The organism is Phycobacter azelaicus (genome assembly GCF_014884385.1).
GTDB lineage: Bacteria > Pseudomonadota > Alphaproteobacteria > Rhodobacterales > Rhodobacteraceae > Phycobacter > Phycobacter azelaicus.
In genome coordinates, this window is record NZ_WKFH01000003.1 from 1,543,427 (window position 1) to 1,568,673 (window position 25,247).

The 25,247-nt window shown below is 61.4% G+C and carries 25 protein-coding genes and 1 pseudogene; 9 read left to right on the top strand and 17 right to left on the bottom strand.

The window, feature by feature from the left end; genetic code table 11:
* The first annotated feature begins 35 nt into the window (after nt 1-35).
* Nucleotides 36-356 carry a YciI family protein gene (locus INS80_RS08370; RefSeq protein ID WP_192965190.1) on the top strand — a complete coding sequence of 107 codons (321 nt, stop codon included), beginning with the start codon at nt 36-38 and terminating at the stop codon, nt 354-356.
* A gap of 31 nt (nt 357-387) precedes the next feature.
* Here the strand turns inward: INS80_RS08370 and INS80_RS08375 are convergent, their stop codons facing one another.
* From INS80_RS08375 to mbfA, 6 genes are all read right to left on the bottom strand, one after another.
* Nucleotides 388-855 carry a YaiI/YqxD family protein gene (locus tag INS80_RS08375; RefSeq protein ID WP_192965191.1) on the bottom strand — a complete coding sequence of 156 codons (468 nt, stop codon included), beginning with the start codon at nt 853-855 and terminating at the stop codon, nt 388-390.
* Nucleotides 852-2,315, bottom strand: coding sequence for a Si-specific NAD(P)(+) transhydrogenase (gene sthA / locus INS80_RS08380; RefSeq protein WP_192965192.1), 1,464 nt, complete (start codon nt 2,313-2,315; stop codon nt 852-854). The genes INS80_RS08375 and sthA overlap by 4 nt, the downstream gene beginning before the upstream one ends.
* Nucleotides 2,316-2,336: 21 nt before the next feature.
* A complete protein-coding gene (gene fghA / locus INS80_RS08385) occupies nt 2,337-3,170 on the bottom strand; it encodes an S-formylglutathione hydrolase (RefSeq protein WP_192965193.1) in 834 nt (277 codons plus the stop codon).
* A 158-nt stretch (nt 3,171-3,328) separates the two neighbouring features.
* The gene (locus INS80_RS08390; RefSeq protein ID WP_192965194.1) at nt 3,329-4,258 is read right to left on the bottom strand and encodes an AEC family transporter; all 930 of its coding nucleotides are present in this window, start codon (nt 4,256-4,258) and stop codon (nt 3,329-3,331) included.
* 353 nt (nt 4,259-4,611) lie between these two features.
* The gene (locus INS80_RS08395; protein ID WP_192965195.1) at nt 4,612-5,088 is read right to left on the bottom strand and encodes a hypothetical protein; all 477 of its coding nucleotides are present in this window, start codon (nt 5,086-5,088) and stop codon (nt 4,612-4,614) included.
* A gap of 318 nt (nt 5,089-5,406) precedes the next feature.
* Nucleotides 5,407-6,381, bottom strand: coding sequence for an iron exporter MbfA (gene mbfA, locus INS80_RS08400; protein WP_192965196.1), 975 nt, complete (start codon nt 6,379-6,381; stop codon nt 5,407-5,409).
* Between the two features lie 185 nt (nt 6,382-6,566).
* On the opposite strand from mbfA, the gene INS80_RS08405 reads away from it, so the two are divergent.
* A complete protein-coding gene (locus INS80_RS08405; RefSeq protein WP_192965197.1) occupies nt 6,567-7,184 on the top strand; it encodes a TetR/AcrR family transcriptional regulator in 618 nt (205 codons plus the stop codon).
* A 41-nt stretch (nt 7,185-7,225) separates the two neighbouring features.
* Here the strand turns inward: INS80_RS08405 and INS80_RS08410 are convergent, their stop codons facing one another.
* On the bottom strand, nt 7,226-7,723 hold the full coding sequence (locus tag INS80_RS08410; protein ID WP_192965198.1) for a c-type cytochrome: 498 nt from the start codon (nt 7,721-7,723) through the stop codon (nt 7,226-7,228).
* 137 nt (nt 7,724-7,860) lie between these two features.
* On the opposite strand from INS80_RS08410, the gene INS80_RS08415 reads away from it, so the two are divergent.
* From INS80_RS08415 to INS80_RS08425, 3 genes are all read left to right on the top strand, one after another.
* A complete protein-coding gene (locus INS80_RS08415; protein WP_192965199.1) occupies nt 7,861-9,564 on the top strand; it encodes a Y-family DNA polymerase in 1,704 nt (567 codons plus the stop codon).
* Nucleotides 9,565-9,652: 88 nt separating this feature from the next.
* Nucleotides 9,653-10,399, top strand: coding sequence for an ArsR/SmtB family transcription factor (locus INS80_RS08420; protein WP_192965200.1), 747 nt, complete (start codon nt 9,653-9,655; stop codon nt 10,397-10,399).
* An 83-nt stretch (nt 10,400-10,482) separates the two neighbouring features.
* Nucleotides 10,483-10,827 (top strand): DUF2794 domain-containing protein, encoded by a 345-nt coding sequence (locus INS80_RS08425; RefSeq protein WP_192965201.1) that lies wholly within the window; start codon nt 10,483-10,485, stop codon nt 10,825-10,827.
* 9 nt (nt 10,828-10,836) lie between these two features.
* Here INS80_RS08425 and INS80_RS08430 read toward each other — a convergent pair whose 3' ends face one another.
* The 3 genes from INS80_RS08430 to INS80_RS08440 all read right to left on the bottom strand — a co-directional run bounded on the left by INS80_RS08430 (nt 10,837) and on the right by INS80_RS08440 (nt 13,480).
* The gene (locus INS80_RS08430; protein ID WP_192965202.1) at nt 10,837-11,580 is read right to left on the bottom strand and encodes a C40 family peptidase; all 744 of its coding nucleotides are present in this window, start codon (nt 11,578-11,580) and stop codon (nt 10,837-10,839) included.
* The gene (locus INS80_RS08435; protein ID WP_192965203.1) at nt 11,577-12,977 is read right to left on the bottom strand and encodes a leucyl aminopeptidase family protein; all 1,401 of its coding nucleotides are present in this window, start codon (nt 12,975-12,977) and stop codon (nt 11,577-11,579) included. The genes INS80_RS08430 and INS80_RS08435 overlap by 4 nt, the downstream gene beginning before the upstream one ends.
* Nucleotides 12,978-13,120: 143 nt before the next feature.
* The gene (locus INS80_RS08440) at nt 13,121-13,480 is read right to left on the bottom strand and encodes a hypothetical protein (protein WP_192965204.1); all 360 of its coding nucleotides are present in this window, start codon (nt 13,478-13,480) and stop codon (nt 13,121-13,123) included.
* A 176-nt stretch (nt 13,481-13,656) separates the two neighbouring features.
* On the opposite strand from INS80_RS08440, the gene INS80_RS08445 reads away from it, so the two are divergent.
* Nucleotides 13,657-14,307, top strand: a complete 651-nt coding sequence (locus INS80_RS08445; RefSeq protein WP_192967237.1) for a carbonic anhydrase — start codon at nt 13,657-13,659, stop codon at nt 14,305-14,307.
* Here the strand turns inward: INS80_RS08445 and INS80_RS08450 are convergent.
* Nucleotides 14,304-15,473: a DUF3095 domain-containing protein gene (locus tag INS80_RS08450; protein ID WP_192965205.1), complete on the bottom strand. Its 1,170-nt coding sequence runs from the start codon at nt 15,471-15,473 to the stop codon at nt 14,304-14,306. The genes INS80_RS08445 and INS80_RS08450 overlap by 4 nt on opposite strands.
* Nucleotides 15,474-15,603: 130 nt before the next feature.
* Between INS80_RS08450 and INS80_RS08455 the strand changes: the two genes are divergently transcribed.
* From INS80_RS08455 to INS80_RS08465, 3 genes are all read left to right on the top strand, one after another.
* Nucleotides 15,604-16,779 carry an MFS transporter gene (locus tag INS80_RS08455; RefSeq protein ID WP_192965206.1) on the top strand — a complete coding sequence of 392 codons (1,176 nt, stop codon included), beginning with the start codon at nt 15,604-15,606 and terminating at the stop codon, nt 16,777-16,779.
* A gap of 96 nt (nt 16,780-16,875) precedes the next feature.
* Entirely contained in the window at nt 16,876-17,898 is a 1,023-nt protein-coding gene (locus tag INS80_RS08460; RefSeq protein ID WP_192965207.1) for an aspartate-semialdehyde dehydrogenase, read from the top strand.
* Between the two features lie 141 nt (nt 17,899-18,039).
* Nucleotides 18,040-18,399 (top strand): aspartate-semialdehyde dehydrogenase, encoded by a 360-nt coding sequence (locus INS80_RS08465; protein WP_192965208.1) that lies wholly within the window; start codon nt 18,040-18,042, stop codon nt 18,397-18,399.
* 945 nt (nt 18,400-19,344) lie between these two features.
* Here INS80_RS08465 and INS80_RS08470 read toward each other — a convergent pair.
* The 6 genes and pseudogenes from INS80_RS08470 to INS80_RS08495 all read right to left on the bottom strand — a co-directional run bounded on the left by INS80_RS08470 (nt 19,345) and on the right by INS80_RS08495 (nt 25,233).
* Nucleotides 19,345-20,415, bottom strand: a complete 1,071-nt coding sequence (locus INS80_RS08470) for a branched-chain amino acid ABC transporter permease (RefSeq protein ID WP_192965209.1) — start codon at nt 20,413-20,415, stop codon at nt 19,345-19,347.
* Nucleotides 20,412-21,442 (bottom strand): annotated as a pseudogene (locus INS80_RS08475) (branched-chain amino acid ABC transporter permease). Before INS80_RS08475 ends, INS80_RS08470 begins: the two are co-directional and overlap by 4 nt.
* Before the next feature lie 51 nt (nt 21,443-21,493).
* Entirely contained in the window at nt 21,494-22,216 is a 723-nt protein-coding gene (locus INS80_RS08480) for an ABC transporter ATP-binding protein (RefSeq protein WP_192965210.1), read from the bottom strand.
* Nucleotides 22,209-22,988, bottom strand: a complete 780-nt coding sequence (locus tag INS80_RS08485; RefSeq protein ID WP_192965211.1) for an ABC transporter ATP-binding protein — start codon at nt 22,986-22,988, stop codon at nt 22,209-22,211. The genes INS80_RS08480 and INS80_RS08485 overlap by 8 nt, the downstream gene beginning before the upstream one ends.
* Nucleotides 22,989-23,114: 126 nt before the next feature.
* Nucleotides 23,115-24,287: a substrate-binding domain-containing protein gene (locus INS80_RS08490; RefSeq protein ID WP_192965212.1), complete on the bottom strand. Its 1,173-nt coding sequence runs from the start codon at nt 24,285-24,287 to the stop codon at nt 23,115-23,117.
* A 175-nt stretch (nt 24,288-24,462) separates the two neighbouring features.
* The gene (locus tag INS80_RS08495) at nt 24,463-25,233 is read right to left on the bottom strand and encodes an HpcH/HpaI aldolase family protein (protein ID WP_192965213.1); all 771 of its coding nucleotides are present in this window, start codon (nt 25,231-25,233) and stop codon (nt 24,463-24,465) included.
* Between the last annotated feature and the right edge of the window lie 14 nt (nt 25,234-25,247).

Sequence of the window (25,247 nt, forward strand, 5' to 3'; positions counted from 1 at the left end):
TTGGGGTCACTGATGATTTCAAAGGGAGCATTAAGATGCCAAAATTCGTAATCGCCTATCATGGTCACCCCGATGTCTCGACGCCCGAGGAGGGCGCAAAGATGATGGCAGACTGGAAGGCCTGGATGGCCGGTCTTGGCGCGGCTGCGGTGGATCCGGGCCTTGCTTTGGGGCCGTCAAAGACCGTTCTGAGCGATGGGTCGGTGGCAGAGGATGGAGGCGCTAATCCGCTTTCAGGCTACACGGTGATCGAAGCCGCTGACATGGACGCAGCGATCGAGATGGTGCGCGGCTGTCCGCATTTGTCTGGAAGCGGGTCCCTTGAGATCGCCCCTGACATGGAGCTCGAAATGTAAGACGCGGAAGCCTTGTGGCGGTCTCGGGCGTTTATGGTCGCACGCCGCCCGAGGCGGCCGCCCGGATTTCCCGCTCCAGAGCGTCCAGAAACCGCGATCGGTCCGCCTTGGTAAAGCCCTTGCCGCTGCCGCCCGCGCCAAGCGGGTTGGCCGCGCGCAGGTCCGCCATCAGGTCGCGCATGGCCAGTTGCTGGCCGATATTGGCTTCGGTGAAGCGTTCGCCATTGTGGCGCAACACGCGGGCGCCCGCTTCGATGCATTTGGCGGCCAGCGGGATGTCGCCCGTCACCACCACGTCACCCGGCCCACAGCGCTCGGCGATCCACATATCAGCCACATCCGCCCCCTCGGCGACGATCACGGTTTCCACCAAAGGATTGGCCGAGGGGCGCAGGCCCCCGTTGGAGACCACAAACATCTTGAGCCCATGCCGGGTGGCGACCCGCTCAGCCTCGGCCTTGACCGGGCAGGCATCCGCGTCGATGTAGAGTGCGCTCACGTCTTTCCCTTTTTAGACTCTGATTTCCCGGATTTCTTGGCCGGGGTCTTCACCTTGAACTCCTCTGGGATGGGCATCCGGTTGAAGGCATCCAGACCGGCGATCTTGTAGGCTTCGGCCAGGGTCGGGTAGTTGAAGGTGTTCTGGACAAAGTACTCCACCGTGCCTTTGAGGTTCAGCACCGCCTGGGCGATGTGAATGAGCTCGGTCGCGCCTTCGCCGACGATCTGCACGCCCAGCACCCGGCGGGTTTTGAGGCTGAACAGCATCTTCAGCATGCCATGCTCCAGCCCCATGATATGCCCGCGCGAGGTTTCGCGGAACCGGGCGATGCCGACCTCGTAGGGCACACCGCGCTCTTGCAGTTCTTCTTCGGACATGCCGCAGGTCGAAATCTCCGGCACCGAGTAGATGCCATAGGGGAACCAGGGGCTTTCAGGCACGGTTGGGGTTTCCAGCGCGTGACAGGCAGCGACGCGCCCTTGCTGCAGCGAGGTAGAGGCAAGCGAGGGGTGCCCGATCACATCGCCAGTGGCATAGACGTGCGGCACGGCGGTTTGATAGGTCTTGCGCTCAACGCTGATGCGGCCCCTGTGGTCGGTCTCCAGGCCCACGGCTTTTAGGTTCAGGCTGTCGGTATTGCCCATGCGCCCGGCGGCAAACAGCAGCATTTCCCCGCGCACGTGGCGACCATTGGCCATGCTGACCTCGATATGGCTACCTTCGTCCTCGATCTTTTCAATGGCCGAACCAAGGCGCAGGTCGACGCCGTTTTCACGGATCTGATGGGTGAATTCGTGGATGATGGTGCGATCGATGAAATCGAGGAAAGTCTCGCGCGGCTCGATCAGGGTAACGCGTACATCCAGCGCCGAGAACATGGTGGCATATTCGACCCCGATGACGCCGGCGCCGACCACGATCAGGGAGCGGGGGATCTCTTCCATCTCGAGGAACTCATCGCCATCGACAATTGTCTTGCCGTTGAAGGGGACATCATCGGGGCGATAGGTGCGGGTACCGGTGGCGATCAGGAACTTTTCAGCGGTAACGCGCGTGGTATCGCCTGCTTCGGTGGCGACCTCCACTTCGTTCGGGCCGATAAAGCGCGCAAGCCCCGCCAGCCATTCGACGTGGTTGCGGTTAAACTGGTGTTCCAGCACGTCGACCTCGTGATCCAGCGTCATGTGTAGACGCGCTTTCAGATCCTCGGCGTCGATCTGGTCCTTCACCCGGTAGGCGCGGCCATAAAAGCTGCGCTCGCGCCAGCCGGTGAGGTTCAGCACGGTTTCCCGCAGCGTCTTTGACGGCACCGTGCCGGTGTGGACCGAGACGCCGCCCAGCCGGTCCTTGCGGTCGATGACCAGCACACGGCGCTTGAGCTTGCCGGCCTGAATGGCCGCGGTGCGCCCCGAGGGGCCGGATCCGATAATGACGAGATCGTAATCGTACTGGCTCATGGTCGTTTGGTCCTTTCGGGATCAGTCGCGATAAAGCGCCTCGGCGTGGAAGGCGACGTGATCTTCCATGAAGGTGGAGATGAAGAAATAGCTGTGGTCGTAGCCGGGCTGCAGGCGCAACGTCGCCTGCTGGCGGCGCTCGTTCACGGCCTGTGCCAGCGCCTCGGGGCGCAGAAGATCGATGAACTGGTCGGCGGTTCCCGTATCCACCAGCACGGGGCCGTCAAAGCCTTTTTCGCGCATCATGAGGGTGGCGTCATGTTTCGCCCAGGTGGACTCATCCGCGCCCAGATAGGCGGTCAGCTGCTTTCGGCCCCAGTCGCTGGCGGTTGGGTTACAGATCGGCGCAAAGGCAGAGACCGAGCGGAAGCGCCCCGGAAGGTTCATCGCCAGCGTCAGCGCGCCGTGTCCACCCATGGAGTGACCACAGATCGCCTGACGGCCCAGATCCACGGCAAAGTTTTCGCCCAGAAACGCGGGCAGCTCTTCGGCGACATAGTCCCACATCTGGTAGTGCGGCGCCCAAGGGGCCTGCGTGGCATTCACGTAAAAGCCTGCGCCCTTACCCAGATCGTAGCCCTCGTCATCGGCCACATCATCGCCGCGCGGTGAGGTGTCGGGAAAGACGATGGCGATGCCTTGCTCGGCGCACCAGGCCTGTGCGCCTGCCTTGGTCATGGCGTTTTCATGAGTGCAGGTCAGGCCCGACAGGAACCACAAAAGCGGTACCGGGCCGTCTTTTGCCTCTTCGGGTAGGAACAGACCAAAGGTCATCTCGCCTTTCGTTGCGCTGCTCTTGTGCCGGTAGACGCCCTGCACGCCGCCAAAGCATGTGTTCTCCGAAACGATTTCCATGGTGAGGCTCCTTGCAAATGGTTGCCTATCAGCTATCCGGCGTTGGCGGTGGGGTCCAGTGTTGCGGCGCCCTGACGCAGTCTTTTTGCGGCAGAAGGCTTGCAAAAGCCTGAATGCAGAGGGATTTGCCTGACCGGTGATCGGTCAGGCTGCCAAAGCTACTGCCCTGAAGCCCAGGCGATGGCCAGCGGTACCGTCAGGATCGAAATCGCGGTAGAGATCAGGATCGCCGCCGAGGCCCGGTGCGGCGCCACGTTGTAATGCTGGGCCAGCATGTAGACGTTACCTGCAACTGGCAGGGAGGCCGCCGCGATGGCGACCGAGGCCGGGAAGCTGGCAACCGGCACCAGCCACAGTACGCCAATGGCAACAAAAATGGGGTGCAGGACCAGTTTGGCAAAGCTGAGCCAGCCAGCCACCTGCATACGTTCTGCGGATTTCGAGGCCAAAGAGGCTCCGATGGCGAATAGCGCGCCGGGCGTTGCCGCACCGCCGAGGATCGACAGAAAGTCATTGACCGGCGCCGGGATCGGCTGAGCGGAGGCCGACCAGGCCAGACCAGCCACGATGGCGACGATCATCGGGTTTCGCACCAGTCCGAGCGCCACGAGCTTCAGGGTCTGCAAGCCGAGCCCCGATCCGCGCCCAGCATTGATCAGGATGACGATGAGCGAAGAAAACACCACGAGATCGACGCTCAGCACAACCATCATCGGCCCGATCGAGGCCTCCCCGAACAGGATCGCCATCATCGGAAGGCCCAGGAACCCCACGTTGCCGATGGCGGCGCATTGCGCCTCGACCGCTGCGGTGGGGATGTTCAGCCCCCTGAGCGCGGCCACGGCCGTGGCCACAAGGTAAACGGCCAGGGTGCCTGCAAGGTAGCCAAGTATCAGGTTCGGGTCGAACACCTCTGCAAAGGAGAGGTTGGCCGCAAAGCTGAATATCATTGCCGAGAGCGGGAAGAAGAAGACGAACTTCGTCAGATAGGCCGTCGCCTCGTCCGTGAAGAACCGCGTGCGCCCGGCCCAGTAGCCAAGGCCGATGATCGCAAAGAAGGGCAGGGTTCTGAAGAATATGTCAGCCATCGCAGGATTGGTAACCTGAATTGACCAAAACGAAAAGCCTGTTTGACAGGGCCTGCCTCAAACAGGCGTAAGCTCCCGCCCGTCGCCTTTGCATGAGACATGCAAGGCTCCCGTTGGGCCGGGCCGCGCTGGCGCGCGGCGGGGGGCTCTTGGCGGCTGCAGGCTATTCGCGAGGAGCCCGATCTATCGTAAGCCTTACTTGCCAGCCGCCAGAGCGATGTCTGCCGTTCTGCAGTGGATCAAGACGACCTTGGATGCCGAATACGTCGGACTGCTACGCGCGGCTATGTTTCGGGCGGCTGTGTTTTGGGCTGGACACCCTTAAAGCGCACTCACGCCCAATGCGTTTTCCTCTAAAGGTCGGCAATCATTTCCGCGACGTGTGCCTTGAGAACCTCAACCCGGTTTTGTGCCTGATCGGCGAAGCCGCCTAGGGTCACGATCTCCGAGCGAAGAACGGCCAAGCGCTCCTCGGTTGCGGTCGGTAGCTCTTCCAGCAGTTCAAACAGTACATTGCTGGCGACTTTGGCTTCCTTTTTGCGGTTCTCCATTTCGCCTTCTGTACCGACCAATCGGATCACGCTGCTGTAAGCCTGATAGTCGCTAGAGTGAACGGATAGTTGTTGCTCATGCGACATCTGAAACAGGGCGTCGATCGCGTCTCTTCGGCTGAGATGGCTGACACTGTCATAAAGCGCGCGAGCCTTGGATCGGTGTGCTGCCACTCTTTTCTTGTCTGAAGAGAAGTGGTTCGTTTTCTGTGCGTCTTGCGATGCGAGCGGGCGGGCCGCTGCAGCGGAATGCCCTACATTCTGTTGCGGAGACAACATATTGGCCTGATCCTTTACTGGTTATGGCCGCAGTGTGCCCAAAAGAGATGTGTATTGCGTAAATTCCCGGCTTTTTATTGCTTGATGGCGACATCCGGAGGGATGTGAACAAAGGCCTGACCGCCTGTCTCTGTACATCTTCAAAGCTTCGGTGAGTGCCCCTTCCAGCCTTTCCGGGCATTTGCGCTGCTGTTTATTTGACCGCTCTCGTTCAAACGCACCCCGCCGCGCGATAGCGCGGCGCCACGCCCAACGGGAGGGGCTGCCTGCGGGGCAGCTTCCGACGGGCGGGAGGGCCTCCTTTGCGGTTTGATCCGATCAACCGCTGCCGATGAGGGCGCCTGCACCAAGGACAAGCGCACCGCCCAGAACCACTTGCAGCGTTGCGCGCCAGAAAGGCGTTTCCATATACTTGTTCTGGATCCAGGCAATCGCCCAGAGTTCGATAAAGACGATGATGAAAGCGATCGTGGTTGCCGTCCAGAACTCGGGGATCAGGTACGGCAGCGCATGGCCCAGCCCGCCCACCGTGGTCATCACGCCCGACGCCAGCCCCCGTTTCATGGGAGAGCCGCGCCCCGATAGTTCACCGTCGTCCGAAGCGGCTTCGGTAAAGCCCATCGAGATCCCCGCCCCGACAGAGGCGGCGACCCCCACCAGGAAGGTTGTCCAGGTGTCCTGCGTGGCAAAGGCGGTCGCAAAGATTGGCGCAAGGGTAGATACGGACCCATCCATCAGCCCGGCCAGACCCGGCTGTACCCAGGTCAGCACGAACTGGCGATGCGCGGTGCGATCTTCCTCTGAGCGGGCGTCACCGGTGAGATGCGCCTCTTCCAGCTCTGTCGCCGTGTCGCGGTGACCGGCCTCTGCGGCTGCCAGGTCACCCAGCAGTTTGCGGGTCTCGGCGTCCTTGGTACGAGCGGCGGCTGCAAGGTAGAACCGCTCCGCATCGGCCTCCATCGCCTTGGCCTCGTCGCGGATGCGATCAAGACTCAGGTTCTCCATCAGCCAGATCGGGCGGCGATTGTAGTATCCGGCCACATGTTCGCGCCGGATCAGCGGAATGGCGTTGCCAAAGCGTTTCTCGTGCAGGGCGATCAGCCGGGCGCGATGCCCGTCCTCTTCTGCGGCCATTCCGTCGAACATGGCGGCCGAGGCGGGAAAGTCGTCCCGCAGCCGTGCCGCATAGCCGCGGTAGATGCGCGCGTCGTCTTCTTCCGAGGAGATCGCCAGGGCTAGGATCTCTTGCCCGGTGAGGTCGGAGAAGCGTTTTCGTTGGGGAAGGAACCGCATGTGACTTCCTTTTTTAGAATTGTTCTAAAGTAGATTATGCGCATCACTCAAAAGTGCAAGTGGGAAAGCCGATACAGCTTGACGCAGGCAGAGCCTGCAGGGAACACAGTTGTTGAATGGGAGGCCGTTGGGCTAGGGTGGTTGCGCCCAATACAGTCATCCCGCGAGCGCCATGAGGTCGGATCATGAACGAGCAAGCCAGCATTCTGCGGACAGGTCGCAAGTTCGACCAGGTCCTGAAAGGTGCGCGCGAAGTGTTCATGGCCGATGGATTCGAAGGGGCGAGTGTTGATGACATCGCGCGTGCAGCGGGGGTCTCCAAAGCAACGCTCTACAGCTATTTCCCCGACAAACGGCTGTTGTTCATGGAAGTTGCCCGGCACGAATGCGCCCGGCAGGCGGATGCGCCGATGGATCTTTCGGGGGCGTGCTGCACGCCGCGCGATGTTCTGACCGCTGCCGGTCGGCATATCCTGTCGGTCAGCCTGTCGGAATTCGGTCTGCGGATGTTCCGGATCTGTGTGGCAGAGGCGGACCGCTTCCCGGATCTGGGCCGTCAGTTCTATGAAAGCGGACCGATGGTGGTGCGGGCTCGCCTGCGCGACTATCTGCAAGGGGCGGCCACGCGCGGAGAGCTTCAGATCGAGGACTTCGATCTGGCAGCGGACCAGTTTGCCGAACTGTGCCGTGCCGACCTGGTGCCGCGCCTTGTCTTTAATATCGATACCAGTTTCACGCCGGATGAGCGTGAGCGCATCGTGTCCGGCGCCGTGGACATGTTCATGGCGCGTTACGGTACCTGACCCCTCGCACCTATCGTTTAATTACAATTGGCCTTGCGGCATCAATGCGTGACGAAATCGTTGGGCGTGTCGCGATAGGTCTCATGGCAGCTGAGGCAGGCCTGAACCATGTTCGGGACCGTGCGCAATAGGCCATTGCGCGTATATGCACTGATCTGTCTGGCGGCATCCTCGGCCCGTTCGGCGCGTGTTTCGAAGTCTTCCCATTGCTGCCATATCAAGGGCCGCGCATGAGAGTGCGGGTCCATGCGCGGTTTCTTGAACCGTTTGCGAATGTCGCCTGTGCTTTTGATCAGGCTGCGTCGAGCCGCTCTGGCCTTGGCAGCGTTGAACACCATGCGCCCGGCCATCATGTCGGCCAGGGTGGTGATAGCGGCCTTTTGACTGGTCATCAGCTCCACCCGGCGTTTGACGTGCTTGTCGGTGATCGGCGCGGCGGCATCCAGCTGGGCGCCCACAAGGGCCAGGATCAGAACCAGAAGCGCAGGCAGGCTGCGTAGCGTACGGTGGTGGGTCAGGACAGAGCGATACGGCTTCATGGGCGCGCTCCCTTCATGGGGATTCTCGTCTCGGGAGAGAGGATTGACCGAATCGAATATTTGGAACAAATGTAGAACATCGGTAGTGCTGACTGCTGGTTTCCATAAATTTTCAAACCTTCGACCCGGATCGCGCCATGCCTCATCGCCGCATATTATCGCTTTGGTTTCCGCGCCTGGGCGCGGAGCGGGTGATGCGGGCAGGGCAGGGTAGTCTTGCCGGACCTTTGGCCATTGTGGAGGAACTTTCCAACACACAGGTTATTTCTGCGTTAAATGCCGAGGCCGAGGAGGAGGGGCTTTTTGTAGGTCAGCCCCTGCGCGATGCCCATGCCATCTGCGGTGCCCTGTTGACCCGCAGGCGAAATGCACCGGCAGAAAAAGCCTTTCTTGAGGCGCTGGGGCGCTGGGCTGGAAAGTTCAGCCCCTGGGTCGCGCCCGAGGGGGCTGACAGCATCAACCTTGATATGACGGGATCTGCCCATCTTTTCGGCGGGGAAGAGGCGCTTTTGCAGCGGATCGAAGAAGACTGCGCGCGGATGGGGCTCACCGTGCGGATGGGTCTGGCCGATACATTGGGCGCGGCCTGGGCGCTGGCGCGCTATGCCGGGCAGGAGGCAGGGCTGCCGCCGGATCGCTCGGGTGATGCCATTGATCAGGAGGCCCGCGCCACCCGTGCCCGCGCCGCCCGCAGTCCCGCGCGGGGCCAGCATAAGGGCAAGGCGGGGCGCAGGCACTGGACCCGGGGCGGTACCGCCCCCCAGCCGGTTGAGACCGCAAAATCGCCGCACCGGATTGCCCCGCCTGGGCAGTCGCGCGTGGCCTTGGCCTCCTTACCGATTGCGGCGCTGCGGCTTGAGGCCAGTACCGTGGCGCAGTTGGGCCGCCTTGGCCTGCGACAGATCGGCGATCTGCTGGATCAGCCTCGCGCCAGCCTTGCCCGGCGGTTCGGGCGGGGGCTGGTGCTGCGTCTGGATCAGGCCATGGGCAGCACGCCCGAGCCGGTCTCTCCGGCCCGTGCGGTCGAAAGTTTCGCAGTGCGCCTGACCCTGCCGGAGCCGATCGGACTGGTCGATGATCTGCTGGCGGGCATAGACCGGATGCTACCCCGCCTTTGCGCCCGGCTTGAGGACCGGGGCAAGGGTGCTCGGCTTTTGCGGCTGGAGGCGCACCGGGTGGATCAGGCAGCGCAGAGCGTCACTGTCGGGTTGGCCCGCGCCAGCCGTGATGCGGAGCGTATCCGCCCCCTGCTTGAGATGAAGCTGGAAGAGATCGACGCCGGGTTTGGCATAGAAATGCTGCGCCTTGAGGTGCTTCGGGCGGAACCCATCCATGCCCGTACCCAGGCCGGGCACCTTGAGGCCACTGCCGCCGCCCGCACCCGACAGGCGGGAGGGCAGGATGTGGTGCTGGAGGATCTGATCGGGCGTATCGGTGCCCGCATTGGCCTTGAGGCGATCACCCGGCGCCACCCGGTCGACACTCATATTCCCGAAAAGACGGCTAAGGTGCTGGCGGCCGCCTGGTCCGAACCGGCGCAGGACTGGCCGCCCTCTCCGCATCCGCGCCCCTTGCTGATGTGGCGGCCCGAACTGGTGATGGCGCCGGATGTGCCCACCGTGCCCGAACGCTTCCGCTGGCGCGGCCGCGACTGGCAGCTGGCCGAGGCCGAAGGTCCCGAACGTATTGCCCCGGAATGGTGGCTGGAGGATCCCAATTGGCGCAGCGGGGTGCGCGATTACTGGGTGGTGGTCACTGGCTGCGGCGCCCGACTCTGGCTGTTCTTTGCCCATGGGGCTGCCCTGTCGCGGGGCTGGTTCTGCCATGGCAGTTTTGCCTGAGTGCGTGTTCAGATGCAGAAGAAACCCTTCGCTCCATGGCGAAGTCTTTACACTATGGGGCGGGGGCCCCAGGGCCTAGGATCGACATATGACTGTATCTGACCCCCACCGACCGCCCCGCACCCCGCGCTTTGACATTCTGGGCCAGGCCATCGGCGATGCCAGCCGCACTCGCATGCTGTGTGAGCTGATGGAGGGGCGCGCCTATACAAACAAGGAACTCGCCTCAGCCGCCGGGATCACGCCGCAGACCGCCACCGCGCACCTGCGCCTGTTGTGTGATGCGGGGTTGGTCGTGGCCGAAAAACGCGGCCGCTGCGTCTATAACCGGTTGGCGGGCGCTGAGGTGGCGCAAGCGCTGGAGCAGCTTGCAGCTATCGCTCCGATGGACAGCCTTTATCTGGCGCAGCGTCGCAAGGCGGGCGGATTGGCCGAGGTGCGCAGCTGTTACGACCATCTGGCTGGTCCTTTGGCCGTGGCGATGACAGAGGCCTTATTGAACAAAGGTATGCTGATCGAGCGTGAAGGCGGGTTTCATGCCGTCCCGTCCGAAGCCTGGCAACCGCTTGGCGTGCAATTGCCCGATCAAGCCAAGCCGACCCGGCAGACCTTTGCCCGCCCCTGCCTTGACTGGACCGAGCGGCGCCTGCATGTGGCAGGGCCGCTTGGACGGCAGCTTTTGACCCATGCGCTGGCGTGCGGCTGGATGCAGCGTCGCGCGCACAAGCGGGGCCTGACCCTGACCGCACCGGGGCGGATGGCGCTGGAGCAAATCCTAGATCTGCAGCTATCGGAGATCACAGGCGGTATGCAGCAGGCACCAAACACCGTCTGAAGATGGCATTGCGTCAGGGCAACCAAAAGACGCGCGAGCCGAAACCGCTTGATTCACGCGCGGTTTGGCGCGAACCTTGATCCATGACATTTCAAAGCAGCGCGTCCTTCCCCGGATCAGGCATACCCGAACAGGTCTCGTTCGACCGCAAGGAACTGGCGGTCATCCTGTCCCTTTACGGTCGCATGGTCGCCGCGGGAGAGTGGCGGGACTACGGCATATCCTCCTTGCGGGATCTGGCCGTCTTTTCGGTTTTCCGCCGCACAGCCGAACATCCGCTCTACCGGATCGAAAAACACCCCAAGCTGCGCAACCGTCAGGGGCAGTATTCAGTTGTTGGCATGGACGGGCAGATCCTGAAACGGGGCCATGATCTTAAGACCGTGCTGCGCGTTCTGGAGCGCAAGCTGATCCGCGCGGTCGAATAATGCGGCTCCTCAGCCAAGCCGTTTATGTGCCGTCACAGGCCCGTCGCCCTGTGCGGCGATGCGCTTGATTGCCGCGTCGAGCGGTTCGATTGCCACAGCCATATGATGTACATTGGCATGGATGATGCTGTCCGGATCGCGCACCAGGGCCACATGTCCTTTCCAGAACAACAGATCGCCGCGTTCATAGCTGCTGCCTGTCGGCAGAAGCCTGCCAAGTTCTCGCTCCTGCGGGCCGCTGTCACCGGGGCAGGGGATGCCGCAGACCAAGAGCGCCACCTGCACCAGGCCTGAACAATCGATGCCAAAGCGGCTGTTGCCGCCCCAGAGGTAGGGCGTTCCCAGAAACCCCTCCGCCACCGTCACCGGATCAGCCGGCAGCGTTCCGATAGGGGACAGATGTGTCATTGGGATATGGCCCAGCTCGGTCTCGGCAAAACGGTCTGTGTCGGAACGAACCTGCACTCTGCTGCCAAAGCTGAGGGCGCAAAGATCGCGGGATTTGAAGTCGGCGTCCGCGTAGGCATGGGTGGCCGGGGCGCTGACCCAATGGGTGGCCTCAAGAGGTGTATCGAGTGCCGATGCCTCGATATGGCCGGTGTAACCGTCCTTGTCGGCCCGCACCGCTGCCCAAGCCTCATTCCTGCTCAGAATTTCGACCGTCTCTCCGTACAACAACTGGCGATCCCGCGGCCCATCCGGGGCGCGCAGCAGGTCCACCACGGGACGATTGACCCGAGCTGGTGAGGTCATAGGTTCAGCAGCTCTGGCAGGGCGGCAAAGATCGCCCGCGCGCCCTGCCCGACGCCGCCCTTGGGCCGAGCGGGGGCAGCGCTGGGTGTCCAGCCGTAGATGTCGAAATGCATGTAGCGCGCATCGCCCGCAAACCGGCGCAGGAAGAGCGCGGCGGTGATCGAGCCGGCAAAGCCGCCCGAGGGTGCATTGTCGAGATCGGCAATTCCGGGTTCGATCATCGATTCGTAAGGGTCATGGAAAGGCATGCGCCAGACTGGATCAGCCATCTGGGCGCCGCCGTTGGCTATGGCGACGGCATCCGAATCGGTCCCGGCATAGAATGGAGCCAGATCCGGACCAACAGCAACCCGTGCGGCTCCGGTGAGCGTTGCCATCGAGATCAGCAGATCCGGGGCATCCTCTTCGGCGAGCGTCAGAGCATCGGCGAGAACGAGGCGCCCTTCGGCGTCCGTGTTGTTGATTTCCACGGTCAGCCCTTTGCGCGAAGTCAAAACATCACCGGGGCGAAAAGAATTGCCCGATACGGCATTCTCAACTGCCGGAATCAGTACCCTCAACTGAACGGGCAGACCCGCGGCCATGATCATCCGCGCCAGACCCAGCACCGTGGCCGAGCCGCCCATATCCTTTTTCATCAGGGCCATGCTGCCACCGGGTTTGAGGTTCAGCCCGCCGGTATCAAAGCAGACGCCCTTGCCTACCAGGGTCAGCTTGGGACCCTTTTTGCCCCAGCGCATGTCAATCAGGCGCGGGCGGGCTTCGGCGGCGCGGCCCACGGCGTGGATCATTGGGAGGTTCTGAGCCAGAAGCTCCTTGTCCAGCGTGATTTCGGTGGTGGCGCCGAACTCTTGTGACAGGCGTTCGGCTGCGGCCTGCAACTGGTCCGGTCCCATATCGGCAGCGGGTGTGTTGATCAGATCGCGGGTCAGGCATTCGGCGGCCACGAGAGATTCGATGCCTTTGGCATCCACCGCTTTTGGCGCGATCAAGGCTGCGCCGGATCCTTTTGCCTCTTTATATCGACCAAAGGCGTAGCCGGTCATCAGCCAGCCAAAGCACTCCTGCTGCAGCATATTCTGAGGAATCGCGTTGTCCTCATCTGCTTCGGCCAGCTTGTAGGTGCCGTCCGGCAGCTTGCTGGCGCCAGCAGCAAGAACAAACCGCTGGCGCGCACGCTGGGCTGCCGTACCATAGCCGACAACCGCAATTTCCGGCGCTGAAGCCTCGGCGCCGGGTACCAACAGGGCCTGTCCGATGGATGCCTTGAACCCGTTGGCCTGCATCCAGTGCGCGACATGTTCGGGCTGGCGCTTCAGCCAATCCTCCAACGAAACCTGATCAACAACATGAACGGCAATCGCAAAATCGCAAGGTGCGGCAAAAACGGTGGGCATCCAGATACTCCAGAAGAAGGGGGCGTCGTTGCCACCAGAGTATCCGCCTCCACGGTGCCTGCAAGACCTGCTTACAAACTGGAAAACAATCAGATTTCGCTATGGGGGATCGTCACAGTCCGGATTGGCCCCGGATCGTACGGTCAGATGGAGAGATCTTGCTGCTCCCACACTGCCGTCAGCGAGCGTTCGCCCACGCGCAAGAGCCTGAACACCGTCGCCGCAATGGCGGGTGCGTCCTTGCTGTCGATCGCGCCCGTGACATCCTGAGCGATGGAAGCCATCGCCGTCATGCCAATCTGATCGGCAATCGCGATCAGCGAGCGCGCGTTCTTGCGCAGATTTTCCATATCGTCCTGACGCCACAATCGCTCACAATGCGACAGGCGGACGGCCAGTTCTTCAATTGCACGGCAGACGACATCCTCGGCTCCGGTTTCGCCCAGTTGCGTATACAACTCGGACAGTTTCCCCGGATCCAGGTGCACGTTTTCCTTGTGCATGACAGTGATTATATTAGCCACCACATTCACCCCAATTCATTATGCCCCCACGGCACGATGCCCAACTTGCACCTCACAGGTTGTCAAAAGGTTTCCGCGCGGGTGTCCAAATTGCTCGAATTTACTGACAATGCAGGCTATCAGCTTTGCCAAGCTCAATTCAGGGAATGCTCTACATGCAATATGCCAAACCACTGCCCGGGTATCTGGTGACACGCTATCATGGCTGGAAAGCGACGTCGTATCAGGAGAACCAAGGCTGGTACCGACGTCTGGCAAGCGAGGGGCAGCGCCCGCGCGCCATGGTCATTTCCTGCTGTGACAGCCGCGTGCATGTGACATCCATCTTTGGTGCGGACCAGGGAGAGTTCTTCATTCATCGCAATATCGCAAATCTGGTGCCGCCTTACGCGCCTGATGGCGATCATCATGGCACAAGTGCCACGGTCGAATATGCGGTGACGGTTCTGAAGGTTTCGCACCTGATTGTTTTGGGGCACTCGCAATGCGGAGGGGTTCAGGGCTGTATCGACATGTGCAAGGGGCAGGCGCCCGCACTGGAGGAAAAGAGCAGTTTCGTCGGGCGCTGGATGGATATTCTCAAGCCCAAGTTCACATCGGTCGCCGACATCGAGGACCCCGAGGCACAGGCGCGTCAGTTCGAACGTCAGGCGGTTGTGGCCTCGCTGGAGAACCTGATGACCTTTCCCTTTATCGACAGTGCCGTGAAAGAGGGAGCACTGAGCCTGCACGGCCTGTGGACCGACATAGGCGAGGGCGGGTTGGAATGCTATGATCCCAAATCGGGGGCTTTCCAGCCGGTCTAGGCTAATTCTCCGATCTGCCTTGGAGAGCGGCGCTGAAGGTCGGCTGCTGCACGGGTGTACCCACCCGATGCCCCATCAACAAAATGTACATGATCGTCTCGCATCGCCGACGGCACGATACAGGTGACCATGGCGGCGTCCTGTTCATGAAGGCCAAAGCGAATCTCTCCGGCAGCCTCTGCCCGCTCAAGAAGCGCGACCACCTGATCGCGCACCGCCGGGCTGCAATCGACGGTCATCTTGAGCCCATCATCGAACTTTCGGAAATCGGAATTTGCACTAATCACGGACAGGTAATGCGAAGGGTCAAAGCCGCCCGTTGGCCTGCCCCGCGCAAACAAAAGGCGGGCGATAGCCGATCCGACGATCAACCAAAGTGCGCGAAAGGCCAGCGGCAGGCGCCCGCGCGACAGGCGGGCTTCCAGCATGAGGCCGGGAGGCGGGTATCGCAGCCTTGGTCCGGACTGAGGTACGGGATGTCCACCACGCTCTAGCTGCGCCGTCAACTCCAGAAGCCGCGCGGCAAGCCCGCTGAAGAGCCGCGGATCGCTTTGTGACGTGGGCTGCACCACCACGGACAGAATCAGGCCGTTTCGGGCTGGCGTATTGTCCCAACGGCATGAGAGACCGGTCAGATCTGGTGCAGCCGTTTTCTCTGTCGGTGAAATCGCATAGGCACCCGACTTCATCTGCCGTTCTGCCCAGGACAGTCCGCCGCCCGAGAACATCGCGTAATCCGCATCCGCAGAAACGGCATAGCGGGCAACTGTCACATCAAGGCCTTCTGAACGAATACGCTCGATCGGCATCTGCGCCGCGCGCAGGGAGATGTCGAATTCGCGCAGAACCCATGCGCGAAGGTCCGCCAGCGTGTCCCGGGCGACCCCTGCCCATTCGGGGGGAACCGCAAATGAGGCGCCATCCCCTCCGAAGCTGTAGGGAAAAGGGGCGTTCTCCAAAGCGTTCATCATGGCGGCAATGACCGACGCACCGATCATGTTGACGGTCTTGTAGCGGCCTGCTGCGATCAGATCGGTTGAGGACACGATGTCAGTACAGCAGATGATCCAACCAGCAGGAAGAGGCACAAAGGCATCAGGGCGCGCGAGATCCGCAAACGTGCGTTGCTTGGGCAGCTGTTCGTAGAATTCGGCCTGCTCTGCCATGGCTCGGGTTATCCGTTATCAAATGCGAATTGCTATTGAACTGTGATGATTGTCCGCCCATGCAAGCAGGTATGAGTAGTTTTGTCGCGCATCTCTTGATGACGTCGCGCGATTAGGGAGGAGTGAGCGGATGCAGGCGGGGTTAATCTTGCTGTGCCTGGCCTATGTGCTGAGCCAGTTTTTCCGCGCCTTCCTGGCGGTTCTGTCTCCAGTCCTGGCAGAGGATATCGGCGCGGGGGCAGACGATCTGGCATTTGCCTCCGGCATGTGGTTTCTGGCCTTCGCGGCCTTGCAGCTGCCCGTGGGCTGGGCGCTGGATCAGATTGGCCCACGACGCAGTGCTGCTGTGCTTTTGGTTCTGGGCGGCGGCGGCGGTGCCCTTGTATTCGCCCTGGCGAGTGCGCCCGCTCATGTCTCAATCGCCATGTTCCTGATCGGAATTGGCTGCTCGCCGGTTCTGATGGCCTCCTATTACATCTTCGCGCGTGAGTATCCTCCCGCGCGGTTTGCAACCCTTGCTGCGGTGATGCTGGGCGTGGGCTCGGCAGGAAATCTGGTTGCTTCTTACCCGACGGCTCTGGCGGTGGAGCTAGTAGGCTGGCGGGCAACTCTGGCTGGGCTGGCGGTCATATCGGCGTCGGTGGCTGCCGGGATCTGGCTGACGGTCAAAGATCCGCCGCGCATCATTTCCGAGCAGAAAGGATCTGTTCTGGATCTGCTGAGGCTGCCGGTCCTCTGGGCGATCTTTCCCATCATGCTGGTCAGCTATGCGCCGGTTGCCGCCATCCGGGGCCTTTGGATCGGCCCGTATTTCAGCGATGTGCATGGGATGGACACCAGCCAGATCGGTCTGGTGACCCTTGTCATGGGGGCAGCAATGATCCTTGGCACTTTTGCCTATGGACCGCTTGACCGCGTTCTAGGCACGCGCAAATGGCTGATCTGGGGAGGCAGCATGGCGGTGGTCGTGCTTTTGGGGGTGTTGATTCTGTGGCCGCAGGCGCCGGTCTGGGCTCCCATCGCGATGATGGCAGGCATCGGGTTCTTTGGCGCATCCTTTCCCGTGGTGATTGCCCATGGCCGCGCCTTTGTACCGCCGCATCTGGTTGGGCGGGGTGTGACGCTCTTGAACTTCTTTGGCATCGGGGGTGTCGGGCTGATGCAGTTTGTCAGCGGGCGCATCCATGCGCAGATAGCCAGGTCGGCAGATGCCGCTGCACCCTATGTCGCGCTCTTCGCCTTCTTTGCGGCCACGCTTTTGATTGGCTGCCTTATCTACCTGTTCAGTCGCGACAGCCTCGACTGACATGTCCATGTCTTACGCAGCCCCTTTAAATCCTGCGTCAATCCCTATATGACACCGCAGCCGGCCACGAGGCCGGGCAAAACTGGAGAAACTATTATGGGTTATCGCGTCGTCATCGCGGGTGCCACGGGTAACGTGGGCCGCGAAATGCTGAACATTCTGGCCGAGCGCCAGTTCCCTGCGGATGAGGTTGCCGTTCTGGCAAGCCGCAAATCCCTGGGGACCGAAGTCACTTTCGGCGACAAGACCCTCACCACCCAGGATCTGGACACTTTCGATTTCACCGGCTGGGACATGGCGCTGTTTGCCATTGGCTCGGACGCGACCAAGAAGTATGCGCCCAAGGCGGCGGCTGCGGGTTGCGTGGTGATCGATAATTCCTCGCTTTACCGTTACGACCCGGACATTCCGCTGATCGTGCCCGAAGTGAACCCCGAAGCGGTGCATGGCTATGGAAAGAAGAACATCATCGCCAACCCGAACTGTTCGACCGCGCAGATGGTCGTGGCGCTGAAGCCGCTGCACGACCGCGCCAAGATCAAGCGCGTGATCGTCAGCACCTATCAGTCGGTGTCGGGCTCGGGCAAGGACGCCATCGATGAGCTGTGGGACCAGACCAAGGCGGTCTACAACCCCACGCAGGAAGTGCCGCCAAAGGTCTACACCAAGCAGATCGCCTTCAACGTGATTCCGCATATCGACGTTTTCATGGAAGACGGCTCGACCAAGGAAGAGTGGAAGATGGTCGCCGAGACCAAGAAGATCGTCGACCCCGCCATCAAGGTCACCGCGACCTGCGTGCGCGTACCGGTCTTTGTCGGTCACTCCGAATCGATCAATATCGAGTTCGAAGATCACCTTGATGAAGACGAAGCGCGTGACATCCTGCGCGAGGCGCCGGGCATCATGGTGATCGACAAGCGCGAGGATGGCGGTTACGTGACGCCGGTGGAATGCGTCGGCGACTATGCCACCTTCATCAGCCGCATCCGTCAGGACAGCACCATCGACAATGGTCTGAACCTGTGGTGTGTCAGTGACAACCTGCGCAAAGGCGCTGCGCTGAACGCCGTTCAGATCGCCGAACTCCTGGGCCGTGAGGTCTTGAAGAAAGGGTAAGTTGCCGCGCAACTTGCACCAAATACCAATAAAACTGGGGCCATTTCGCAAGAAGTGGCCCCATTTGCGTCTTCGGAGGCCCCATTCTGGTCACAAACAAGACCATGCTTGAAGGGGTCAGAGATATCGAGGAACGCTGCCATGTACTCTCAGGATTTTGAACGCGAAACAGTTACAACCGGCGATGCCGCCATGGCACAGACCGCATGGTCCAGTGCCTGCGATCAAAGCAGGCTGGATACGGAGATGGTCATTCAGCTGCGCATTTCGCTGGCTCCGGTCTTTGAAAGCGCAACCAGTTGGTCGGATCTGCGCAGCGCACTTCAGGCCAAGGGGTTTTACATGAAGCGGTCCAAGGGTCACATGCATCTCTACGATGGCCACAGCCACGTTCAGATCTGCACCTGCAGTTTTCTGGGCTACCCGTCCGAGGATCTGGAAAAGCGTTTCAAGCAATCAGCGCCGACGCGCAAGGTACGCAAACTCCCGGTGCGCAACTGACTTTCAGTGGCTTCGTGCGGCCTATCCTTTTGGAGAGTGTACTACGGAAAAGAGCGCCATTTCGGACCCTTTGGTCAGATAGGCGCGGCACAGTTCTAGGGGTAACTTGGAACTACTCCAAAGGGGTCCACGGACCCTGACCTGTCTGAGAAGCCGCTGACCACTGGGCCAGCTTCCGCCTTAACCGCCGGCTGCACCGCCCCCCGTGGCCCTGGCGGTAACATCCCTACCCTGACCCTGTGGTTGGCGGCTTCGAAGACCTGTATCTCATGATTGCAATTTTGAACAGGGTGCCGCGCTCTCACGGCGCCCTGTTGTTGTTTACGGGAAGCGCCAAAGATCGCAGATTGGCGTGGCGGTTCGCGCTCAGTAGGGTCGTGTCTGAGCTACTCCCCAATGTTCCGGCAGTTTTCGGCGTAAGTTTAGCCACTCTCTGCTCCTGCTGATCGGGTTGGGTCTTGTCTCAGCCAGTAGATCACAGCTGCTGGTTTGCCGCCAACGGAGGACCGGGGCGATCGACCTGACGCATCCGCATCAGATTCAGCGTCACCTTCGCCTTGAAATCCGGCGAATGATTCCTCCGTCCCGACAACGCTCATCCCCTTCTCGTCGAAGATCAGTAGACAAGAAATCGTAGTTTACGTCCGTGTTCGATTTGCTGGGGGTAACTCACAAAGATCCGGTCCCCTTTTGTTTGGCATAGCGCCGCTAGCGCGGCGCTGAATTCTGCTAAGAGGCGCCTTGAGGGGCATTTTTTCCTCTCAAGACGCCAGATCCATTGTTTGTTCTCTTTCGGGACAACGGCAAGCCGCCCTTGACCCGAATGTCCAAGGCGTGCGGCCGCGCCCCTTCAGCGGCGCCGGGCCCAAGGCCGCTTCGGGTGTTGTAGCGCAGCCACGGCACCCGGCGGGCGAGGGAGAGCTTTTCTTTCCTTTAAGAGCTGCCCTATCCGTTGTTGCGCAGGCGTCCGACGATACCGGTCGGGAAGAAATAGACGCTGAGAATGAACAAGACGCCCAGCCACAACAGCCACCGATCCGCGTTCAGAAGCTCCGGCACCAGCGGCAGCCCGCTTGTCAGTTCGGATGCGGCGCCCATCAGGTTCTGCAGGTAGTTTTGCGCCAGAACGAAGAGTGTCGCGCCGATCACTGCGCCATACATGGTGCCCATGCCACCAATCACTACCATCAAAAGGATATCGATCATGATCTCCATCGACAGGGAGGTGTCCGGCCCCACATAGCGCAGCCAGACCGCGTAGAGAGATCCAGCCAGCGCGGCGACCGCTGCCGAAAGGCAGGTGGCCGCAACGCGGTAGTAGACCACGCGATAGCCGATTGCTTCGGCCCGGAAATCGTTCTCTCGGATGGCTTGCAGCACCCGGCCAAAGGGTGAATTCACCACCCGCAACAGACCGAGGAACAGCACCAGCGCGCCGAAGAAGATGAAGTAGTAGGCCAGCAGTTTCCCGTTCAGCTTCACGCCAAAGAGCACGCCGTCAAAGGTCTCCTTGCCGAATTTGAAGGCCGGTCCCAGCTCCCGCGGAGTCTTGAAGGTCAGCCCGTCCTCGCCGCCGGTCAGGCTTGAGAGCTGGCTGACCAGAACAGCCACGGCCGAGGCGACGGCGAGCGTGATCATCGCAAAGAAGATCGCCCGCACCCTTAGGGAAAAGAGACCGATCACCAGCGTCAGGGCAGCAGCCAGCATGGCGCCCGCGACGGCACCAACAGCGATGGAGTCAAACCCGCGTCCCATATGGGTTGAGGCCAGCGCGACCCCATAGGCCCCGATGCCAAAGAACATGGTATGGGCAAAGCTGACGATCCCGCCGTAGCCCAGCAAAAGGTCATAGCTCGCGACCAACACGATGAAGACGCAGATCCGCGCTGCCGTGTCGACCGTGCGCACGCCGGGAAAGAGGAAGGGCGCCAGCGCGAGGCTGATCAGGATCACGCCAAGGATCAGCGCCAGCGGGAGGGACCGGGGCGTATCGCCCGAAAGAAGCGTGCGTATCATTTTGCTTTTACCACCGGGATCATGCCCATGGGGCGCCACATCAGGATGGCAACCATCAGGGCGATGTTGGAAATCAGCGCGGCCTTGGGTTCCAGAAAGGCGATGTAGTTTTGCAAAAGACCGACCAGAAGCGCACCGATAAAGCAGCCTTCGACCGAGCCGAGCCCTCCAATGATCACCACGATGAAGATCAGGATCATCGCGTGATTGCCCATATGGGCGGTGATCACTTCCTGGTAGAGGCCCCACATCACGCCGCCGAGACCCGCCAGAGCAGAGCCTGCGATGAAGACGCCGACGAACACCAGCCGCAGTCGGTAGCCAAGCGCCTGGACCATCTCTCCATTTTCGACGCCGGCCCGCACGATCAACCCGATCTTGGTGCGCCGCAGCACCCAGCGCATTGCCAGGAAGACCACAAGGCCGACGCCCACCGCCACCAGACGGTATTTCTCGATGGCTGCCCCTGCAAAGGTGATGGCGCCTTTCAGTGCTTCGGGGCGCAGGATGTAGATCTCCTCGGGGCCCCATAGAACGATGATCAGCTGCTCGACCACGATGAGGCCGCCCATGGTGACAAGGATCTGTTTCAGGTGATGGCCATAAACCGGCTCTACGATCACCTTTTCAAAGGCCCAGCCCATCAGCCCGGTGGCCAGCATGGCGCCGATCACCGCCAGCAGGATTGCGCCGAGGTTCAGCATCAAGGAGGGGCCTCGGTCATATGGCCCAGCAGCATCAGCACAGAGATGCCGACAAAGGCCCCGACCGAGACAAAAGCCCCATGGCCAAAGTTGATCACATCCATCAGGCCAAAAACCAGCGTCAGGCCTGAGGCCATGATGAAGATCATCATCCCCATGGCCAGCCCCGATACCGTCAGCGTCAGCCAGCTGGAGGGGTTCTGGATGGCGATGAACCCGGCAATGGCAATGAGCGGAACCAGCAGGACCGGCATATGCGGCGCAATGCGGTCGCGCAAGCTGGCCTCTGCCATCTTGGGGGCGTGTTCAGGTGCGGCGGTCATCTTAGGCCTCACGAAGTGCGGTTGCGGGAAGCGGGGCGAAACGAGCGGTCATCAATGCGCCTCCAGGCTGAGGCCCATAAGGCGTTCTTGCAGGGCGGCATCCGTTGCCAATTCCTGCATCTGGCCGGACCAGATCATGCGCCCGTCGTCCATCACATTGGCGCTGTCCCCCAGCGCCTTGGCGACGGCAAAGTTCTGTTCCACCAGCAGGACCGAGGCACCCTGATCCTTCAGGTCCTTCAGCGCGCGGGCCATGGTGGAGATGATGGCAGGGGCCAGCCCCTTGGTCGGTTCATCGATCAAGTAGAGCTTGCGCTCCTCGACCATGGCGCGTGCGATGGAGAGCATCTGTTTCTGCCCGCCCGAAAGGGTTCCGGCGTCCGATTTCCAGAAAGTCTTCAGCGGCGGGAAGGCAGCGAAGATCCAGTCGAGCCGAGCCGAATTGATCGGACCGGAGGCGGCGGCCAGCACCATGTTCTCCTCAACCGTGAGATCGGCAAAGATGCCCATATCCTCGGGCACGAACCCAAGGCCCATGCGGGCAATCGCCGGGGTGGGCATCTTTGTAATGTCCTCACCATCGAACAGAATGCGTCCCTGATGGGCGCGCCAGTGGCCGATCACGGTGCGCAGGGTTGTGGTCTTGCCCACGCCATTGCGCCCCAAAAGCATGGTCACAGCGCCGCGTGGCACCTCAAGGTCGACCCCTTGCAGGATGTGGTACTGGGCGATGTTGGTATAGACGCCTTCGAGTTTCAGGATCGGATCAGACATCTGCCAGCACTCCTTCCAGACCGCGGCCCATATAGGCTTCTTGCACCACATCCGAGGCCATGACCTCGGCAGGCGGCCCATCGGCGGCCAGCGCGCCGTTGTGCAGCACGATGATGCGGTCTGCGAGGGTGCGGATCACGTCCATCTTGTGTTCCACCAAGAGGATCGTGCGGTCACGCTGGTCTTTGAGTTCCTCGATCAGATCAAGCACCACCGGCGCCTCATCGACGCTCATGCCCGCCGTGGGCTCATCAAACATGTAGACAGCAGGATCCAGCGCGATCAGCAGGGCCACTTCCAGCTTGCGCTGGTTGCCGTGTGAGAGTTCCGAAACCACCTGATGACGCTGCTCCAGCAGGCGCACGCGACGCAGGATCGCCTCGGCCTGATCGGTCAGGTCCTGATGGCCCGAGACCATGGACCAGAGGTTGAAGCTGCGCCCCGATTTGGCTTGCACCACAAGGCGCACGTTCTCCAGCACCGAAAGGTTCGGGAAAAGGTTCGTGAGCTGAAAGGCACGGCCAATCCCGGCGCGGGTGCGGGATGAGACCGACATGCTGCCAATGTCGCGCCCTTTCAGAAAGACGCGCCCGGCGCTGGCGGGGATCTGACCCGAGATCAGGTTGAAATAGGTCGTCTTGCCCGCGCCATTGGGGCCGACGATGGCGGTCAGTTGACCGGCGTGAAAGTCGCAGGTCACCGCATCGACCGCCACATGGCCGCCGAACCGCACGGTCAGGTCTGTGGTGCAGAGTATGGGAGAGGTGGTCATGTCAGTCTCTGGTCTGTCCGCGAGATGGGAAACGCCCAAGGCTGCGGAAATGGGCCACCGCGGGATGGCCATGCCGGACAGGAACGGCCCGAGGCAGGACCCCGGACCGTCCATATCGTCAGGTGTTTAGTTGCGGACCGGGATCGGCAGATCTTCGATCTTCAGCTCACGCACCAATTCGGGGATCGCCCAGTCGACACCGTCCTCGACCTTGATTCGGAAGTGATACATGGGCTGCAGCGCCTGGTGGTCTTCGGCGCGGAACATCATGGTGCCCTTGGGGCTTTCCCATTCCATGCCTTCCATAGCGGTGATCAGCTCTTCGGTGTCGGTGGAGCCGGCCTTTTTGATCGCTTCGACCGCCGCGATACCGGCTGTCATGCCGCCTGCGGTGAAGAAATCGGGCGGGGTGCCAAAACGGGCCTTGTGCTCTTTCACCAGCCAGTCGTTCACCGGATTCTGCGGGATCTCATAGTAGTAATAGGTGGCGCCTTCCATGCCGGGGAATTCCTTGTAGCCCTTCATCGCCGCAAGGATGTTGCCGCCGGTGGCCAGTTCGATGCCGAACCGGCTGGGGTCCATGGCGTTGATCTTGCTCATCGGGTTGCCGCCGCCGGCCCAGATCACAAAGAGCTTCTTCTCACCGTCCAGATCCTTCATCGCGTTGAAGATCCGTTCGGCGGCCGCAGTGAAATCGGTGGTGTCGGTGGGCACGTATTCCTCATGCGCAACGCCGCTGCCGACACTTTCCAGCGCTTCCTTGAAGGCGGCGATACCGTCGCGGCCAAAGGCATAATCCTGCGCGAGGGTTGCGATATGGACGTTCTCACCGGCCAGCGCGATGGCGTTAGACACCGCATCCTGGGACGAGTTGCGCGAAGTGCGGAAGACATAGCGGTTCCAGTTGGAGCCGGTGATACTGTCGGCCACTGCAGGCTCGACGATCAAGAGCTTCTCGTACTCCTCGGCCACCGGCAGCATCGCCAGCGCCACGCCCGAGCTGACCGGGCCAATCGCCAGATCTACCTCGTCATCGCCATAGGCCTCTTCCAGCAGGGCCTTGCCGTTTTCCGGCTTCAGCTGGGTGTCCTTTTCGATCACGACGATCTTTTCGCCGTTGATCTGCATGGTGCCGTCGGTGGCGTATTCCAGCCCCAGCATCAGCCCGTCATGAGACTGTTTTGCATAGGCCTCGAAGGGGCCGGTCTTGCCATAGATATGGGCGATCTTGATGTCTGCGGCTGCGGCCGAAGCCAAGGCGAGCGCCGACACCATACCCGCAAGAATTGCGCGTTTCATAGCTGTCCTCCCTGATGCCGCGCGGGCCTGCCCTGAGATGTCCAAGGGCCTCTTACGCGGTCATTCTCCTGTGCGCTCAGGCTAGCGGGGCAGGGGGAAACCGGTCAATTGCAGGGAAATACGTATCGCTCCGCGCCGCCCGTGTGGTGGCAGCGCAGGGCGACGCCGTTGCAGCCTAGCGCGTCTTCCAGTCTGCGGCTAGCTTGCGGGCGTTCTGCGCCAGGATCAACACGTCCAGCCCCACGGCAAGGAACTGCGCGCCCATGTCGAAATAGGCCTGCGTGGCCTCTTCGGTGACGCCCAGGATGCCGGGTGCCTTTCCGGCGGCGCGGATATGTTCCAGCGCGCCCTTGATCACAGCGCGCACCTCGGGGTGGGCGGCATTGCCCTGATGGCCCATGTCGGTGGACAGATCTGCGGGGCCGATGAAGACGCCGTCGATGCCTTCGACCTTCAGGATATCATCAAGTGCCGCGATGCCGGCGCGGTTTTCCACCTGCACCAGCAGGCAGACTTCCTGATCCGCCGTCTGGATATATTCGCTGACCGAGCCGAACCGACTGGCCCGTGCCCCTGCAGCCCCCACACCGCGGGTGCCATGCGGCGGGTATTTGCAGGCGCGTACCAGTTCCTCGGCCTGTTCGGCGCTTTCTACGATGGGCACCAGCACGGTTTGTGCGCCCGCATCGAGCACCTGCTTGATGATCCAGGTCTCGCCAATCGGCACGCGCACCACCGGGTGGCTGTCCGAGGCTTCCAGTGCAATCAGTTGATCGCGGATCGAGCGGATGTCATTGGGGGCGTGCTCTCCATCCACCACGAGCCAGTCAAAGCCGCAGGTGCCCATGATCTCGGCCACGGAGGGTTCGGCAAAGCTCATCCAGCAGCCGATCTGGCGTTTGCCGTCGGCGAGGGCCTGTTTGAAGTGGTTCTTGGGTGCGGGCATGGAAAACCTCGTTG